The 16,717-nt window shown below is 46.9% G+C and carries 16 protein-coding genes and 1 other annotated feature; all 16 genes read right to left on the bottom strand.

Annotated elements, in window-relative coordinates:
• Positions 1-93: 93 nt before the first annotated feature.
• The 16 genes from ileS to murB all read right to left on the bottom strand — a co-directional run bounded on the left by ileS (position 94) and on the right by murB (position 16,617).
• A complete protein-coding gene (gene ileS / locus C1T21_RS21365) occupies positions 94-3,183 on the bottom strand; it encodes an isoleucine--tRNA ligase (RefSeq protein ID WP_103049650.1) in 3,090 nt (1,029 codons plus the stop codon).
• A 79-nt stretch (positions 3,184-3,262) separates the two neighbouring features.
• Positions 3,263-3,544 (bottom strand) — a binding site (T-box leader).
• 168 nt (positions 3,545-3,712) lie between these two features.
• On the bottom strand, positions 3,713-4,222 hold the full coding sequence (locus C1T21_RS21360) for a DivIVA domain-containing protein (protein ID WP_023989434.1): 510 nt from the start codon (positions 4,220-4,222) through the stop codon (positions 3,713-3,715).
• Positions 4,223-4,394: 172 nt separating this feature from the next.
• The gene (locus C1T21_RS21355) at positions 4,395-5,177 is read right to left on the bottom strand and encodes a YlmH family RNA-binding protein (RefSeq protein ID WP_023989435.1); all 783 of its coding nucleotides are present in this window, start codon (positions 5,175-5,177) and stop codon (positions 4,395-4,397) included.
• A gap of 8 nt (positions 5,178-5,185) precedes the next feature.
• Positions 5,186-5,443: a YggT family protein gene (locus tag C1T21_RS21350; RefSeq protein ID WP_023989436.1), complete on the bottom strand. Its 258-nt coding sequence runs from the start codon at positions 5,441-5,443 to the stop codon at positions 5,186-5,188.
• Between the two features lie 7 nt (positions 5,444-5,450).
• Entirely contained in the window at positions 5,451-5,903 is a 453-nt protein-coding gene (locus C1T21_RS21345; protein ID WP_013311078.1) for a cell division protein SepF, read from the bottom strand.
• Entirely contained in the window at positions 5,894-6,595 is a 702-nt protein-coding gene (locus tag C1T21_RS21340; RefSeq protein WP_025718637.1) for a YggS family pyridoxal phosphate-dependent enzyme, read from the bottom strand. Before C1T21_RS21340 ends, C1T21_RS21345 begins: the two co-directional genes overlap by 10 nt.
• A gap of 8 nt (positions 6,596-6,603) precedes the next feature.
• The gene (gene pgeF, locus C1T21_RS21335; RefSeq protein WP_103049649.1) at positions 6,604-7,488 is read right to left on the bottom strand and encodes a peptidoglycan editing factor PgeF; all 885 of its coding nucleotides are present in this window, start codon (positions 7,486-7,488) and stop codon (positions 6,604-6,606) included.
• Between the two features lie 81 nt (positions 7,489-7,569).
• The gene (locus C1T21_RS21330; RefSeq protein ID WP_103049648.1) at positions 7,570-7,908 is read right to left on the bottom strand and encodes a YlmC/YmxH family sporulation protein; all 339 of its coding nucleotides are present in this window, start codon (positions 7,906-7,908) and stop codon (positions 7,570-7,572) included.
• 118 nt (positions 7,909-8,026) lie between these two features.
• The gene (gene sigG, locus C1T21_RS21325) at positions 8,027-8,809 is read right to left on the bottom strand and encodes an RNA polymerase sporulation sigma factor SigG (RefSeq protein WP_007431182.1); all 783 of its coding nucleotides are present in this window, start codon (positions 8,807-8,809) and stop codon (positions 8,027-8,029) included.
• 96 nt (positions 8,810-8,905) lie between these two features.
• Positions 8,906-9,646, bottom strand: a complete 741-nt coding sequence (gene sigE, locus C1T21_RS21320; RefSeq protein ID WP_013311082.1) for an RNA polymerase sporulation sigma factor SigE — start codon at positions 9,644-9,646, stop codon at positions 8,906-8,908.
• A 106-nt stretch (positions 9,647-9,752) separates the two neighbouring features.
• On the bottom strand, positions 9,753-10,739 hold the full coding sequence (gene spoIIGA, locus C1T21_RS21315) for a sigma-E processing peptidase SpoIIGA (protein WP_103049647.1): 987 nt from the start codon (positions 10,737-10,739) through the stop codon (positions 9,753-9,755).
• Positions 10,740-10,927: 188 nt separating this feature from the next.
• Positions 10,928-12,052 (bottom strand): cell division protein FtsZ, encoded by a 1,125-nt coding sequence (gene ftsZ / locus C1T21_RS21310; RefSeq protein ID WP_013311084.1) that lies wholly within the window; start codon positions 12,050-12,052, stop codon positions 10,928-10,930.
• A 67-nt stretch (positions 12,053-12,119) separates the two neighbouring features.
• Complete coding sequence (gene ftsA / locus C1T21_RS21305; protein WP_013311085.1) at positions 12,120-13,391, bottom strand: cell division protein FtsA; 1,272 nt, start codon at positions 13,389-13,391, stop codon at positions 12,120-12,122.
• Between the two features lie 199 nt (positions 13,392-13,590).
• Positions 13,591-14,355, bottom strand: coding sequence for a cell division protein FtsQ/DivIB (locus tag C1T21_RS21300; RefSeq protein WP_013311086.1), 765 nt, complete (start codon positions 14,353-14,355; stop codon positions 13,591-13,593).
• A 56-nt stretch (positions 14,356-14,411) separates the two neighbouring features.
• Complete coding sequence (gene murA / locus C1T21_RS21295) at positions 14,412-15,722, bottom strand: UDP-N-acetylglucosamine 1-carboxyvinyltransferase (protein WP_172828261.1); 1,311 nt, start codon at positions 15,720-15,722, stop codon at positions 14,412-14,414.
• Entirely contained in the window at positions 15,712-16,617 is a 906-nt protein-coding gene (gene murB, locus C1T21_RS21290; RefSeq protein ID WP_103049646.1) for a UDP-N-acetylmuramate dehydrogenase, read from the bottom strand. The genes murA and murB overlap by 11 nt, the downstream gene beginning before the upstream one ends.
• Between the last annotated feature and the right edge of the window lie 100 nt (positions 16,618-16,717).

Here is a 16,717-nt window from a genome sequence, read left to right as displayed (position 1 = left end):
GCCGAAGCACGTAACGGAGAAAACCCGTTTCCGATGCTTAGGCTCGTTTTTATATGCTGCCTGTTATTGTATTATGGGACAGGGGGCTTGTAATTATTCCCCAATATGAACGCCGATGGTTTTACCGTTCACTTCCACATGTTCTGCCGGTTCGGCTTGACCAAATGTCACAGTAGTAACCAATACGTTCTCACGCAACACAGAGTCAAAGCTTTCGATGGCCTGACGCAGCTCGTTATCTACATCCAACGTCAACGCCACATATTTTTCAATCGGCAGATCCAGTTTTTTACGATAATCCTGTACCGCACGAACCACTTCACGTACCCAGCCCTCTTGCTCCAGCTCCGGCGTAATGTCTGTGTTCAACGCTACCGTTAAGCCATAACCGGAAGCAGAAGCGAAGCCTTCTTTCGCTTTTTTCTCCACCAGCAGTTCTTCGGCCGTAACTTGCAGCTCTTCACCTTCTGGAGAAGCGACGTTTAACACTCCTTTTTCTACAACAGAACGGGTATCCTCAGCAGACATTCCTTTGAAAAAGTTTTGTAGGAAACCGACATTTTTGCCGTATTTCTTGCCTGCTACTTTCAAATTCAGTTTCAGTGTAAAATCTACAAAGCCGCTATCGTCCGTCTCAACATGAATATGCTTCACGTTAATCTCATCTTTGATGATTTCCTCATAGCCACTCAGTTCAAAATCCTGATCCATGGACAGAATCAACTCGGACAACGGTTGACGCGTTTTCAAACCCGTTTCGTTGCGGACGTTACGCGCCAATTCGACGACACGGCGTGCCGTTTCCATATCTCGTTCCAGTTCCAAATCGATCAAGGACTCATTGGCAGTCGGATAATCATCCAGATGAACACTTTCCCCGTTGCTCAGGTTGAGGTAAATATCCTCTGCAAGCAGTGGTGTAAACGGCGCAAGTAGTTTGGCAGTCGTTAACAGCACTTCGGTCAGTGTACGGTATGCATCCAGCTTATCTTCTGTAAGACCATTGCCCCAGAATCGGTCGCGTGAACGACGGATATACCAGTTGCTCAGCTCATCCACAAACGACTCAATCGCTTTGGATGAGTTCAGGAAGTCATTTACAGCCAGCGCTTTGTCCACTACCAAAATCAGGCTGTTCAGACGGGACAAAATCCAACGATCCAACTTATGAGCCGATGGTTTGAACGGATGCTGTGCCGGATCAAATCCGTCGATATCCGCATACAAGGTCAGAAAAGCGTGTGTATTGACAAGCGTATCCACCAGCTTCGATTTAGCCTCACCTACAATGCCTTTGGAAAAACGTTTGCTATTCCATGGTGCACTATCTGACAGTAATGCCCAGCGGAAAGCATCTGTACCGTACTCGTCAATCACTTCCCACGGATCAATAACATTACCCTTGGATTTGGACATTTTCTGCCCCTGCTCATCCAGTACATGGCCTGTCGCCATGACAGCTTTATAAGGAGCTTTGCCAGTCAGCATAGTCGAAACCGCAAGCAAGCTATAGAACCAGCCACGAGTCTGGTCAATCCCTTCACAGATCATATCTGCCGGAAATTGCTGCTCGAACGTTTCATTATTTTCAAAAGGATAATGATGCTGTGCAAACGGCATGGAGCCACTATCGAACCATACGTCGATTACTTCCGGTGTACGAGTCATTTCGTATTTACCGCATTGACTACGAACCTTAATATCATCTACATATGGTTTGTGCAGCTCGATGTCCGCTGGTACATCGCCAATCGCACGTTCCCTCAATTCAGCAATACTATGTGGAGCGAACTGTTCTCCAGTTTCCTCACAAACCCAGATGTTTAGCGGTGTACCCCAATAGCGATCGCGACTGATGTTCCAATCCACCAATTCTTCCAAAAACTTGCCAAAACGTCCTTCACGTATATGCCCCGGGTACCATTCGACTTCGCTGTTGTTGGCAATCAATTGATCCTTGATCGCAGTTGTTTTGATAAACCAGCTGTCCATAGCATAGTACAATAATGGAGTATCGCAGCGCCAGCAGAACGGATAGCTATGCTCGTATTTTTCCTTGCTGTACAGCAAGCCTTTTTCGGACAGCATTTTAACAATATCTACATCACAGTCTTTTACAAAACGGCCTGCAAAATCAGTGATTTCCTCTACATAGTTACCTTGAAGATCCACCACGTTGATGAACTCAACACCATTTTCACGACATACCCGGTAATCATCCTCACCATGCGCCGGAGCCATATGAACGATACCTGTACCGCTGGAGTCTGTTACGAACTTCGCACCCAGAATCTGATTACCCTTCTCAACCTGAAAATACGTAAATGGCGGGGTATACGTTTGGCCAACCAGTTCTGAACCGGATAGTGTGCCAATCACTTCATGATCGCCTTTAATTACGTCCTCAACCAGATTTTTAGCAACGATGTATACACCGTCTTCCTGCTTCACACGTGCATATTCCAGTTCAGGGTTGACGGCGAGCGCCACGTGACTCGGCAAGGTCCAAGGTGTTGTGGTCCAAGCCAGTACATATTCACCACTGCTATGCAACTTGAATTTGGCCGTGGCACTCAGATCCTTCACATCTTTGTAGCCCTGCGCTACTTCATGAGAACTTAGCGTCGTCTGACAATCCGGGCAATACGGACTCACACGATGACCACGATACAGCAGATCTTTTTCATGAATTGTCGCCAAAATGTTCCACACGCTCTCGATATAGTTATTATCCAATGTAATGTACGGGTTATCGAGGTCTGTCCAGTATCCGATCGCTTCGGTTAGATCACGCCATTGTTGCTCGTACTCAAACACGCTCGCCTTACATTTTTTAATAAACTTTTCAACGCCATATTCTTCAATTTCAGGTTTATGGGAGATTCCCAGCTGCTTTTGTACACCCAATTCTACCGGCAAGCCATGCGTGTCCCAGCCTGCCTTACGTACGACGCGGTATCCCTTCATCGTCTGATAGCGACCGACGAAATCCTTAATTACACGACCCAGCATGTGACCGATATGCGGTTTACCGTTAGCTGTTGGTGGACCCTCATAAAACACAAAATTGGGCTTCCCTTCACGATTTGTGATAGATTTACGGAATGTGTCCTCCTGTTTCCATTTGCTCAGGATACGCAGGTCACGGGACCGTGCTTTTTCTTTAACATCCACTCTGTTCATACTGTCATACTCCCTCTCTGCTCATCATTGATTTCCCTAGCATTTACTAAAAAAAGCAACAAAAAAAGCCCCATCCCTGTAAAGGGACGAGACTGTGCTCGCGTTACCACCCTGATTCCGTAAAAACAGACCATTTTAAAAATACAGTCTCATCACGGCTCTCTGAGCCCCACTCAACTACAGCAGGGCGCCATTATAACGCATGGCAAACGGTGATTGCTTACACACGCCATAAATCTTAAGCGCTTCAGCTCACTTCTCCGGGAGGATCTTCGGTCATGTTCTGAACGTTGGCTTGCACCGGAAGGCCAACTCTCTGAGGGACAAATCATGACGTACTCGTTCCCATCAACGAATTAAACATGTTAAATTCATCGAATATTAAATCAGCAACATCGTTGCCTTGAATAACAACCATCAGCCGACAGACGGATAATCATTGAATTCAGTATAGTATTTACAGTTATAGCCTGTTTAAAGATAAAAGTCAACCCTAACAAAACCTGATAAAAGCTTGTCAGAAATGAAATTAGTAAATTTCTTTCATCTCACGCTCGCGCTCCAGTACTTCGCGTTCCCGGTTTTCAAGTGCTTCCCAGCCGTCTTGGCTTAACAAGTCAAGCTGTGCTTCCACCAGTGTACGAAACCGTGCTCGGTAAATCGATGCCTGCTTCTTCAGTTCTTCAACCTCCAACGCGATCTTGCGGGATTTGGACAATGCTTCGTTCACAATACGGTCCGCATTTTTTTCCGCTTCCTTCACGATCAGTTGGGATTCTTTCTTGGCGTTGTTACGAACTTCATCAGCCGCTTCCTGCGCCACGATAATCGTCTTACTCAGCGTATCCTCAATCGTCGCGAAATGATCGAGCTTCTCCTGTACGTTCAACAACTCGGTGCTCAGTTCTTTATTTTCACGAATAACGCCCTCGTAATCTTTGATCACCTGATCCAAAAATTCATTAACCTGATCCTCATCATAACCGCGAAGCCGGCGGGCAAATTCCTTGTTATGTATATCCAATGGCGTTAATGGCATGCCGTCCACCTCCTATAAGATTGACAAAAAATACATTTTCCGCGTCACGACGCTCACTATCATCTATCGGTCATCATACCCCGTTTTGTGAATACTGTACAGAGCAAAATCGTTCCAGTTCTTCGCTATAGCTTAATTCTTTCGACAGAAAGCTCGTGATTCCTGCCTACTGCTATACAAACTTACCAATTTTGACACGGAATCTTCCCTTTTTTGTCATCCCGTCTGTTTCAAGCACTTTGAAACGCCCAAAACCCTGCATGGAAATAACGTCCCCAGCTTTAAGTGGAGTGGATGGATTCTCCTCCACCTTCCAATTTACCCGGCACCGTCCCGCCCGAATCGGTGTTAATATTTTACTGCGGCTTAGCTTGTACACATCGCTGGCAATACCGTCCAGGCGCAAAGACGCGACCGTCAGATCTAGCGCCTCTAATGCAACTTCCTTCGTTCGCAGACTCGCTACAGGCAACAGTTCTGTCCATACATGAACACGATGTACCTGCTGCAAATGCATCGTCATAAAATCACCGATCTCTGAAGCTACCAATACATGGCACCCATCATCCAGTACATGAATGTCCCCGATTTTCCCACGTTTGATTCCAAGTCCCAGTAGGGCACCTAGATAATCACCGTGCTCAAGGGTACCTATTTTATGATCGTCAGATGTGATGGAAAGGACCTGAATCCCCATCTCCTCACCGTCCAAATACGAATAATCGGGCGCAATAAGCGCCCGCTTTCGTTCCGAAGCCATATATCCGCCATCTACCCTAATCGTGACCTTGTCTTCCTTCGAAGCAAGGGTCTCCAATATGTACTGTTGGCGCGGGTCCAAAAAATCAGTCAGCTTCTGCTCATGATAAGCTCCCGCATGACTGATCCATTCGGAAGCGCGATCCACATAATCCCGTTCATCCGGGTGAAAATGCTCATAAATCTCAGTTCGCATAACTCCTCCTAGACGAAATTACCAATTAAAGAAATCAAACCGTACGACGCAAAACGCAGAGCAATCAGCGCAACGATGGGTGAAATATCAATCATCCCGAAGATTGGCGGTATAAACCTGCGAAAAGGAGACAAATACGGCTCCACAAACTTGGCAAGTAAATCACCAATTACACTCTCTCTGGCATTAGGAAGCCATGACAGCAGAACATATGCAATGATCATGTACGAATAAATCTGAAATAGCCAGTAAATTACCTCGATCAAGAAAAGTTCACCTCATTCTGTTAAGTTCTTGTTCAGTGTCAGCCAGTATTTCCGTAATAGAGCCTTGAATCTCAACCGTATCTGGTGTACACAGAAAAATATTGTTCCCGACCTTGGAAATACCACCGCCCAGTGCATACACAGTACCACTCAAAAAATCAATAATGCGCAGCGCCTGATCCTTGCGAATTCGTTGCAAATTAACTACAACGGTGCGATGGGAACGGATATGGTCGGCAATTTCCTGTGCTTCATCATAAGAACGCGGCTCATATAGGACAACTTTCACATTTTTCTGTGAATGGATGCTGACAACATTAGTGCCCTTCTGGTTCTTACGTTTATCAAAGCTTGGGGTTTCAATTTCTTGATCTTCCGGCGTATTCATAACCTCTCGCTCTATAACTTCCTCTTCTTCCTGAAGCCCCAGAAAGTTCATGAACTTATTCATTACGCCCAATGGAAATCCTCCTCTCGTCCGACCAGTACGGAACCAAGCCGCAGCCAGGTCGCTCCCTCTTCAACCGCCACTTCAAAATCATTGGACATCCCCATAGACAAGTGAACGATGGGTTCTCTGGTCAAGGCTTGTCCATTTAACCTATCCCGTAATTCACGTAATCCCCGAAACACAGGCCGAGTTTTTTCCGGGTCTTCCTCATGAGGAGCCATCGTCATCAAGCCAATCACGTCCACATGCTCCAACTCGCGAATTTGTTCCAAAAAGGGGACAACCGCCTCAGAGGACAAGCCATATTTGGATATTTCCCCAGAAATATTGACTTGCACAAAAGCTTTAACTCGCAGTCCCAGAGCGGCTGCCTTTTTGTCCAATTCCTGAGCGAGCGATAAGCGGTCAAGCGAATGTATAAATTTAAATTTTCCAATCACATCTTTAACCTTATTCGTTTGGAGATGACCAATAAAATGCCACGTTCCCCGGTCACCCAACTTGCTCCATTTATCCGCAGCATCCTGCCAGCGATTTTCGCCCACATGCTCTAAGTCGCTATCCAATACCGATGTCATTGTCGCCGCCGAAACATATTTCGTGACAGCGATCACATTAACTTCATCACGCGAACGTCCGCTTCGGGCACATGCCGCTTCTACACGGGCATTCACTTCTTTAATTCGTTCCTCCAAAGACACGGGAGGACTCACCTCTCTTCCAGACCAATCCAACTCGCCATTCTTCCTGTGACGCCGCCTTCTTTGCGATATGAAAAAAACAAATCGCTACGGCTACTCGTGCATAAGGTAGTACATTCGATATGGCTCGGCAATATTCCTGCTTTCATCATAATGTGTCGATTGCATTGTTTCAAGTCAAGTAGTGTTTTTCCGTCGGTTAAGGGGAAGTAAACGGAACCTTCCCATTTATCATTACCCGGGCAATCATGCTCCAAAACCCGAATTTGGCTCATCACATGCTCATCCACCTCATAGGATTCAGAACCAATGGAAGGACCAATAGCTGCTAGTATATCAGACGGTTGAGATCCATATTCGTTTTGCATGGTCTGTACCATTTTCAATGCGATTTCCGCAACGGTTCCCTTCCAGCCTGCATGCGCCAACCCAATCACACGGCGCACTGGATCACAAAAATATAATGGTACACAGTCTGCATAAAAGGACGTCAGCAAAATGCCAGGTACATTCGTCAAAAGTCCATCTGTGTCCTGAAAAGCGGATGCACGATCCATAAAGCCCCGCCCGCGATCAGTAGCCTTGACCACAGCAACATGATGACCATGAACCTGTTCACCGCACGTCCACGCTTCAGCAGCAAAGCCAAGCTGCTCAGCAATGAGCCGACGGTTACGAATAACTTGCTCGGGGTCATCCCCTACATGAAACGCACAGTTCAGACTAGCGTAGGGCACCTCACTGACACCGCCATGACGACCTGTAAAACCCGCTGTTAATCCCTGAACCTGCCGCTCCCAAGATTGAATATATAACAACTCCGGTACGGGACGTCCGCCATCTTGCATTAGCGTAGCCCCCGTAGCCTCGGTATTCACTACAAATGGTTCCATTCATCCTCACCTCTACTGCCCAGTGTACCAAAAAGCCGCCGCCATGTCTTCACAACACACTAAAATACGTGGACCCACTGTTCAAAAGCCCCGCCGTTCACTCCGCTCTTGACGTTCGATATACAACTTTTCCTCCCCTTCACCCGGCGGCTCATGCAATCCTTCCAGACGTACAAGCACAACATCCGAACCAATTTTCACAATGTTACGCCACGGAATGACCAACTCGCTTCCGCCTCCAAACCAGCCCATAAAACGACTGCTGCCTGGAACCACAATGGCTTCAATTTTCCCCTGCCGCACGTCAATCTCCAAATCACTGATTTGTCCCAGACGTCGTCCATCTACAATGTTAATGACATCCTTGGTTTGAAACTCGGAAATTTTCATTGCTCTTACTGACGTTTCCGGTGCACTCACACGCATCACATCCTTTATTTCACTATATGAGCGGAAGAGCCCAAAAAATGTCCTGTAAACGCAAAAACGATCCGAGTAGGATCGTTTTTATCGCTGGATCATTCAAGCATTCATTTCATTAGGACTTTACATGTTTTTGCATTTGCTGTATAGCCGACTTCTCTAATCTTGAAACCTGGGCTTGAGAGATACCGATTTCGTCGGCAACCTCCATTTGCGTCTTTCCTTCATAAAAACGCATAGACAATATCATCTTTTCACGCTGGCCCAGGCGATGCATCGCTTCCCGCAGAGCGATTTCCTCAATCCATGAGACGTCTTTATTTCTGTCATCACTGATCTGATCCATCACATAGATTGGGTCGCCCCCGTCGTGATATATCGGCTCGAACAGCGAAACCGGATCCTGAATCGCATCCAACGCGAACACAACGTCTTCTTTAGGCACATTCAGTGCCTCTGAAATTTCAAAAATCGTTGGTTCTCGCGAGTTCAGATTCGTCAGACTGTCCCGCACCTGAAGCGCCTTATATGCAATATCCCGTAACGAACGAGACACACGGATCGGATTGTTATCCCGCAAATAACGGCGGATCTCTCCGATAATCATCGGCACCGCATAAGTGGAGAACTTTACGTTTTGCGAAAGGTCAAAATTATCAATCGCCTTCATTAGGCCGATACATCCTACCTGAAACAAATCGTCCACAAACTCTCCCCGATTGTTAAATCGTTGAATCACACTCAGGACGAGCCGGAGATTGCCGTTGACCAATTTTTCTCTGGCTGATCGTTCATTATTTTGCTGAAGTGATGTGAACAACTCGCGCATTTCTGCATTGGTTAATACCGGCAGTTTGGCGGTATCCACACCGCAAATTTCCACTTTATTTCGGGTCATCGAGTCTTACCTCCCAAGGAGCAACATTAATGTACATTATCTCCTGAGGGCATTTTTTTATTCGCCGTTTCCATCGCTTCCGGATATACCCATGCATTATACCATTTTATTAAATTCTTTTCGTAAGCGCTTTATAATTCGCTTTTCCAGACGCGAAATATACGATTGCGAGATACCCAACAGGTCAGCAACATCCTTCTGTGTCTTCTCTTCTCCGTCTTGTAAGCCGAAGCGCAGCTCCATAATCAAACGCTCTCGATCGGTCAACTTATCCAGTGCCTTATGCAGTAATTTACGGTCCACCTGCTCCTCAATATTACGGTAAATGGTATCATTTTCCGTACCCATCACATCGGAAAGTAACAATTCATTACCGTCCCAATCTATATTCAGAGGCTCATCAAAAGAAACTTCCGTTCTCGTTTTACTATTGCGACGTAAATACATCAAAATCTCATTCTCAATGCATCGAGACGCATATGTGGCAAGTTTGATTTTCTTCTCTGGATCAAAAGTGTTAACCGCTTTGATTAGTCCAATAGCACCGATGGATACGAGATCCTCAATGTTGATTCCCGTATTCTCAAATTTACGTGCAATATATACGACTAACCGCAAATTTCTTTCGATTAGCATCGACCTTACTGCTGCATCTCCAGAAGAAAGTTTTCCCAGCAAATATTCTTCTTCGTCTCTCGTCAGCGGTGGGGGGAGCGCCTCGCTGCCGCCAATATAATAAATTTCTTCACTTTTCAGCCCAAATAAAAATAAAATACGATAATATTGCAATTGCAACGCTAACCTAATTTTCATCTTCAATTTCATCTGTTCCCGCATACCATTCTCCCCCTTTTGAAAATAGTGCAATTACAGCTGTGCTCCGCCCATTTCACCATTGGATATTCCTCGTCGCCTTCAAACATCATTTTGTGTTTATGCTCCATCATCCTGATTCTGTAAAATGCTCACCCAAATGTGCATCTCGTTTCTGGTTGATATCAGCACTGCCCTCTTCTTGTGCCGTCACATCCGGATGGATGATGGCGCGATACTTACCCTCTGCTGACAATGTTCCCCCGTCCAAGCCAATCAACACTCGATGATGTACAAAATGAACCCCATTCATCACCACCTCTACCCGGTCTGGTTTAAGGGCCAGCATAAAGGAATGACTACGGTTAATTCCACGATAGGGAACGAGACGAACACGATCCTGCCAGCTAAACGATTCGTCCCCCAGTTCCATCACCAGTTGGTCAGCATTACCCTCAGAACATTTTCGGAGCCAGGAGGCGGGCAAATACGATTCCCACAAGGCCGCCTCCATGACCATTACCGGGGTTCGGGTCAAAGGATCATAGAGCTGGTTACCTGTATCCAACAAGCCTGTACACTCAATATGATCCCGCCCAATCCACACCTGCACTTGTCCCAAAAACCCACTCATCCTTTCTGTGCGCTGCTTTGAGGACTGCACAATACGAAAGAAAAGCATCACTCCGCCAAATGCGCATAAAATAAACCAGAATGCGATTTTCAGTTCAAAGGACATTCCTCCCGAAGCGGTGTACCAGATACCATTAAACAATTCCCCCGTATTTTGGAGAAAATAATGCATCCCCAAAATGCCACCTGCAGCTACAAAATTGATCATGTAAAAAGCACCCATTGTACGAAGATACTTTTGCATGCTGCCAAATCCAAAAGCCACCAGCAGCATTATGACCGATAATGCCAGTTTGATCAGGAACGTAAATAAAAAGGACAGTTCCGGCACAAACATCATGACCACATACATTGCGCCGATTCCAGCTGAAGTCATCAACCTCCACCACACTGGACGGATTTTTCTCATCCAGGCGGTGACCATCAGCAACACAGCATCAATGAACAAATTGGCCAAAAAAATCAAGTCGATATAAACAACCAAGGCTTCACCCGCCCAGCGTTTGCAGGATAGGATTAAGTATAGTAGTCATGCTGTTCAAAGTCTGTCTAACGGTGGGGACGGTGACCGACTAATTTTGTCGGAAAGAGGAGAAGCGCCTGAACTGCAGGATACGGAAAACAGAAAGAAGCCCGCATCTCCAGGGAGAATGCGGGCAATCCGAATTGAAACTAGTTATCGTTATTATTATTGCGCGAACGGTTACGTAAGAATGTAGGAATGTCTAATTGGTCACTGCTTTGAGTGTTACCAAATGGACGCAAGTTAGGAGAGCCTTTTTCCGCCGATTCGGAAGTAGCTGGGTTGGCTGCCGGTTTACGTCCCGGTGCCGGTTGACTTGGCTTGCCTTCAAAGCCAGTGGCAATGACGGTTACCTTAATCTCTTCTTTCAACTCTTCGTCAATGATAGCACCAAAAATCATGTTTACTTCCGGATCGGAAGCCGATGTTACAATTTCAGCCGCCTCATTAACCTCATACAGAGACAGGTTGTTGCCACCAGTGATGTTCATAATCACACCACGAGCACCTTCAATGGATGTCTCCAACAACGGGCTCATGATAGCCTTGCGTGCTGCTTCAGCCGCACGATTTTCACCAGTTGCTTCGCCAATCCCCATCAAAGCGGAGCCACGCTCCGTCATGATCGTCTTAACGTCAGCAAAGTCGAGGTTGATTAGACCCGGTACAGCGATCAAATCTGAAATACCTTGTACCGCCTGACGCAGAACATTGTCTGCTTCACGGAATGCTTCCAACATTGGGGTTTTCTTGTCCACAATTTCAAGCAAACGGTCATTCGGGATTACAATCAAAGTGTCTACTTTTTCTTTTAATCCCTCAATACCAAGTTCAGCTTGATTGGAACGCTTACGCCCTTCAAACGTGAATGGTCGGGTTACCACGCCTACAGTCAGCGCGCCGCATTCCTTGGCAATTTCAGCAATGACAGGAGCCGCTCCGGTTCCAGTACCGCCACCCATTCCCGCCGTTACGAATACCATATCCGCACCTTTGAGCGTATTCATAATGAGCTCACGCGACTCTTCAGCCGCTTTTTTACCCACATCGGGGTTAGCGCCGGCACCCAGACCGCGGGTCAGCTTATCCCCAATTTGAAGCTTATGCTCAGACTTCGCTAAATGAAGTGCCTGGGCATCTGTATTGACTGTAATGAACTCCACACCCTGAACACCATTTTCGATCATTCGGTTAACCGCATTGCTGCCGCCGCCTCCGACGCCGATCACTTTAATTTGAGCCAAGCTCTCCATTTCAAAATCAAATTCCAACATACTATTCCATCTCCCCCTCAATGTGCATGGATGGCCCGTCCATGATTGGCATAATTAGCAATGAACGTTATATAAATTCACTGAACATATTTTTTAAGCGTTCAATCAACCCCTGCTTTTGCTCGCCTTCCGCAGCGGGACTACTGCTTTTGGTTCGGTTAGTCGGCTTCTTGGTACTTCCGCCACTGTTGCTAACGCTAGTCGATCTTCCGCGATAGTAACGAATGGCATTATGCAAGATTCCAACTCCGCTCGTGTAGCCCGGATCCCTTACACCGATAAAATCAGGTACGGCGATCCTTACGGAAGCGGCCAGTTCGCTTTGTGCCACCTGAAGTACACCAGGCATGGAGACGGTGCCTCCGGTAAGTATATAACCTCCCGGAAGCTCTGTGTAACCCAAGCGCTTAACTTCTGCCTGAATGAGTTGAAAAATTTCCTGCACTCTCGGCTCAATAATAGCAGCCAAATCCTGCTGGTTGAACTCCTTGTCCACATTACTACCGATACGCGTCACTTTAAAGACGACATCGGCTGCCGCATCATCATACCATGCGCAGCCGTATTTAAGCTTTACTTTTTCGGCTTGATCGGTAAGGGTTCTCAGTCCGTAGGCAATATCATTGGTTACAAATTCTCCACCAATCGGAAGTGTTGATGTGGCAACAATCGTTCCTTCCTGGAAAATGGCAACATTCGTAGATCCTGCACCAATATCCACCAGCACTGAACCCATCACCTTTTCATCCTTCGAAAGAGACAATTGTCCGGCTCCAAGAGGTAGCAAGACCAGATCTTTAATCCTCAAGCCGGCTTTCTCAACGCAGCGCAACAGATTATGTATCGGGGTCTTGCCTCCAGTAACAATCGTAGCCTCTACTTCGAGACGAACTCCAATCATACCGCGAGGGTCCTGAATGCCTTCAAGGCCATCCACGACATACTGCTTGGCTACCACGTCAATAATTTCTCTTTCCGGTGGTACGGCAATAACCTCAGCTGCCTTCAGTACACGCTCAATGTCCTCCTCACCGATTTCACGGTCCTCGTTGGACACGGCTACTACGCCATGACTATTTTGCAGGCCAATATGATTGCCTGAAATCCCCACATACACTTCTGTTATTTGAATACCAACCATGCGTTCTGCGTGATCCACGGCGTTACGGATTGATTGCACGGTTTGATCAATGTCTACAATTGCACCTTTGCGAATCCCTTCCGAGTCGGCAGATCCAACTCCAATAATATTAAAGGTTCCATTATTCATTTCCCCAATAATAGCCCGAACTTTGGATGTACCGATGTCCAAACTAACAATGATGTCATTGTTGCTCAAGTCTGTGGCACCTCCTGACTCCAAAATGAATTTCGTTCTTTAAACACACTCTGTACATATTCAACAAACTCCATGCTTTCCCTCTTTTTTCTACAAATTTTTTAGAAGCCAATTTATGGTTGCAGTCACATAAAAATTTGAAGAAAAAAGAAGGAGGCAAGTCTATTACCCATAAAATCAATTCTAGCATTTTTTCACATCACTGAGTAGTATCTTTTTCTTGGCCCTCTTCACTCGTATCCGGTTTGAACGGAACGTAGGAATCCGCCTCCAACATGGTGATCAAACCTGGATCTTCTGTTTCTAGCACCTGGTTCAAATAGCTGATTTTAGAATTCAGTAGAGAAACGGTTGTAATAACCTCAAACTGGGAACGTGTGTACATTTTGATGCGGTCCGGAAAAGAAGGAATCGGCGCGGGAATGATTTCCGAAATATCGGCTGTCCATTCCCCCGGAATGCGTGATAAAGCATCACACAGCTTCGCTTTGTACGGATCATCAGATCTCCATTTGGTCAAAATAGGCTTCTCAACGGCTATTCCGCTACTCCCCACGCTCACGCTTGTCCCATTCGCTAGAATAGCACGAAGGCTCCCGTCACTCTGCAACTCGTAAGCGACCGTAGCAAACTCTTTAATGTGAATAGCAATAATACCCGGAAACTGCTTGTCCACTGTGACTTGCTGTATCGATTGAATTTCCCGCAGCTTCTCAGAGATGTCGGATGAACTGACTCCGAAATACTGGTCTCCAACAGCCAGACCGCTTCGATTAAGAAGCTGATCTCGGGTCGAAAATACATTACCATCAAAACGAATTTCAGAAACCCGACTCAACGAAGAACGGAAAAAGAGAACAGCGAGCAGTACGATAAACAACAAAATGAGAAGAATAGCAATCTTCCGGCTTGTTCTTTTTTTCGTCCTGTTCTTTTTAAGAACAGGTATTTGAGCATTTGGCATAGCTTCTCTCCACAAAAGCCTTTTGTCCCCCCGTTAACGGAGGGACATTACAGGCATTAATTTACGAAATCCAGGTGCTCCGGCACCGGAGACTGACGGCTCATTCGGGCACCCAGTCCCTGGAAAAGACGTTCGATTCGGTCATAACCTCTGTCAATATGATGAACCTGCTCGACAATGGTACGTCCTTGAGCCGCTAGACCCGCTATGACCAGCGCAGCCCCTGCCCGCAGATCGGTAGCCTCTACCGTAGCCCCGTACAGACGAGAAACTCCTCTTATAAAAGCAGCATTTGCATCAACCGTAATATCAGCACCCATTACATTTAGTTCATCCACATGTTTGAATCGGCTTTCGAAGACGGTCTCTTTCATGACACTGAATCCGTCCGCCAAAGAAAGCAGAACCATGACCTGAGATTGCAAATCCGTCGGAAAAGACGGGTAAGGGGAGGTAACGATCCTCTCCACTGCTTTGGGACGACTCATACAACTTACGGTCATTATATCATTCAAGATGCCGATTTGAACACCAGCCCGCCTGAGGACGTGAATCAAAGCAGACAAGTGGGATGGATTGCAGTGGGTCAGCGACACACTGCCTCGCGTTGCTGCAGCTGCAATCATAACCGTTCCAGCTACTATGCGGTCAGGAATGACCTCATACGTACACGGATTGAGGCGACTGACCCCCGTGATTGTAATCGTGTCGGTTCCAGCACCGATAATGCGGGCTCCCATGGCATTCAAGAAGTTTTGTAGATCCTGAATCTCCGGTTCCCTCGCTGCATTGGTGATCGTTGTTCGTCCTTCAGCCAACGCAGCAGCCATCATAATATTTTCCGTTGCACCTACACTCGGGAAATCCATGTGGATGTCCGAGCCGATTAGCTTGTGGGCTCGAAACGTAATTTGCTCGTCTTTTTCCTCTATCTCTGCGCCAAGAGCTTTTAAGCCCTCTAGGTGAAGATCAATTTTGCGCTCGCCTATGGCGCAGCCTCCGGGCTGGTAAATGGAAACCTCTCCATATCTGGCGAGCAGCGGTCCCATCAGAAAGATAGATGAGCGCATTTGCTTCATCAAATCTTCCGGAATTTGGAACGTTCGGACGGACGACGTATCCACGTATACCGTTTCCTCTTCATGTCGGCATGTACAGCCGAGTCTTTCAAGGATGTGCAGCATGACCTTAATGTCTAAAAGATGGGGCACATTCCGAATTTCTACCTTACCTTGTGCAAGTAAGCTCGCTGCAAGAATAGGTAGTGCCGCATTTTTTGCCCCATGGATACGTATGGTGCCTGACAGGGGACGGCCTCCCTCAATCACCAATTTGTCCAATGTATCACCTCCGAGTTTACCGCTCACCCACTACGAAAACCTCCGGAACTAGCTTGATGCCGGTTTGAGATGATATTGTACTTTGAATATGCTTCATTAGGGTAAGCACGTCCTCTGCTGTCGCTTGACCGGTATTTACAATGAAATTGGCATGCTGTACAGATACCTCTGCGCCTCCCGCCTTCAAGCCCTTGAGACCTGCGCTTTCAATAAGACGAGCAGCATAGTCTCCTGGAGGATTACGGAACACGCTTCCTGCACAAGCTAACTGTAGCGGCTGGGTCAGCCGGCGGCGGTCTTTAAAAGCCGCAAGCGCTGATGAAATTTCCTCGCGATCGCCCCGCTTCATCCGAAACACTGCCTCTGTCACCATTCCACGTTGCTCATGTAACACGGAGTGACGATAGCTGAAATGCATGTTCTCGGCATCGTACACAGCCAATTCCCCTGTATCCAGCACAATCTCAGCGGACTGGAATATTTGTGACACATCAGACCCATGGGCACCGGCGTTCATGTAGACAGCCCCACCGACTGATCCTGGGATACCACCAGCAAATTCAAGGCCGGACAGGCCCTGCTTGCTGGCCATAACGCACAGTTTGACCAGTGAAACGCCTCCTCCAGCAACGATCTGTTCATTCTCAAAATGAACATAATCAAATCCTGGCCCCAGCTTGATCACAAGGCCCCGTATCCCTTTGTCAGAGACGAGCATGTTGGAGCCCCGCCCCAACTGCATCCAGGGAATTCCGTGCTCGCTAGCCAGCTTCAAAACTCTTGCCAGCTGCTCTTTGGTATCCGGGATGACAAGTGCATCCGCAGGGCCTCCAATCTTCCATGTCGTATATTTGGACAGCGGCTCATGCTCCAGCACTTTTCCGATATCATGCTCCGCTAATAATGGCATCCATTGCTGCATTGTACTGAAACCTCCTTGTTGCTTGCCCCGCATGGTTGTAAGGCTCTCACCTGACAACCGGCAGCCTGAGTGATGGTCACAATCTATAGGGTATCCTATG

Origin of the sequence: Paenibacillus sp. F4, assembly GCF_002894905.1 — a bacterium.
Classification (GTDB): Bacteria; Bacillota; Bacilli; order Paenibacillales; family Paenibacillaceae; genus Paenibacillus; species Paenibacillus polymyxa_B.
Note: the sequence above shows the minus strand (reverse complement) of the source record. Positions and strands in the feature narration are given on the sequence as shown.

Excerpts from the sequence above, each read along its gene's own strand:
- sigE (WP_013311082.1), bottom strand. The coding sequence starts at position 9,646 with ATGCGGGAACAGATGAAATTGAAGATGAAAATTAGGTTAGCGTTGCAA.
- sigG (WP_007431182.1), bottom strand. The coding sequence starts at position 8,809 with ATGACCCGAAATAAAGTGGAAATTTGCGGTGTGGATACCGCCAAACTG.
- murB (WP_103049646.1), bottom strand. The coding sequence starts at position 16,617 with ATGCAGCAATGGATGCCATTATTAGCGGAGCATGATATCGGAAAAGTG.
- ileS (WP_103049650.1), bottom strand. The coding sequence starts at position 3,183 with ATGAACAGAGTGGATGTTAAAGAAAAAGCACGGTCCCGTGACCTGCGT.
- ftsZ (WP_013311084.1), bottom strand. The coding sequence starts at position 12,052 with ATGTTGGAATTTGATTTTGAAATGGAGAGCTTGGCTCAAATTAAAGTG.
- C1T21_RS21300 (WP_013311086.1), bottom strand. The coding sequence starts at position 14,355 with ATGCCAAATGCTCAAATACCTGTTCTTAAAAAGAACAGGACGAAAAAA.
- C1T21_RS21360 (WP_023989434.1), bottom strand. The coding sequence starts at position 4,222 with ATGCCATTAACGCCATTGGATATACATAACAAGGAATTTGCCCGCCGG.
- pgeF (WP_103049649.1), bottom strand. The coding sequence starts at position 7,488 with ATGGAACCATTTGTAGTGAATACCGAGGCTACGGGGGCTACGCTAATG.
- C1T21_RS21355 (WP_023989435.1), bottom strand. The coding sequence starts at position 5,177 with ATGCGAACTGAGATTTATGAGCATTTTCACCCGGATGAACGGGATTAT.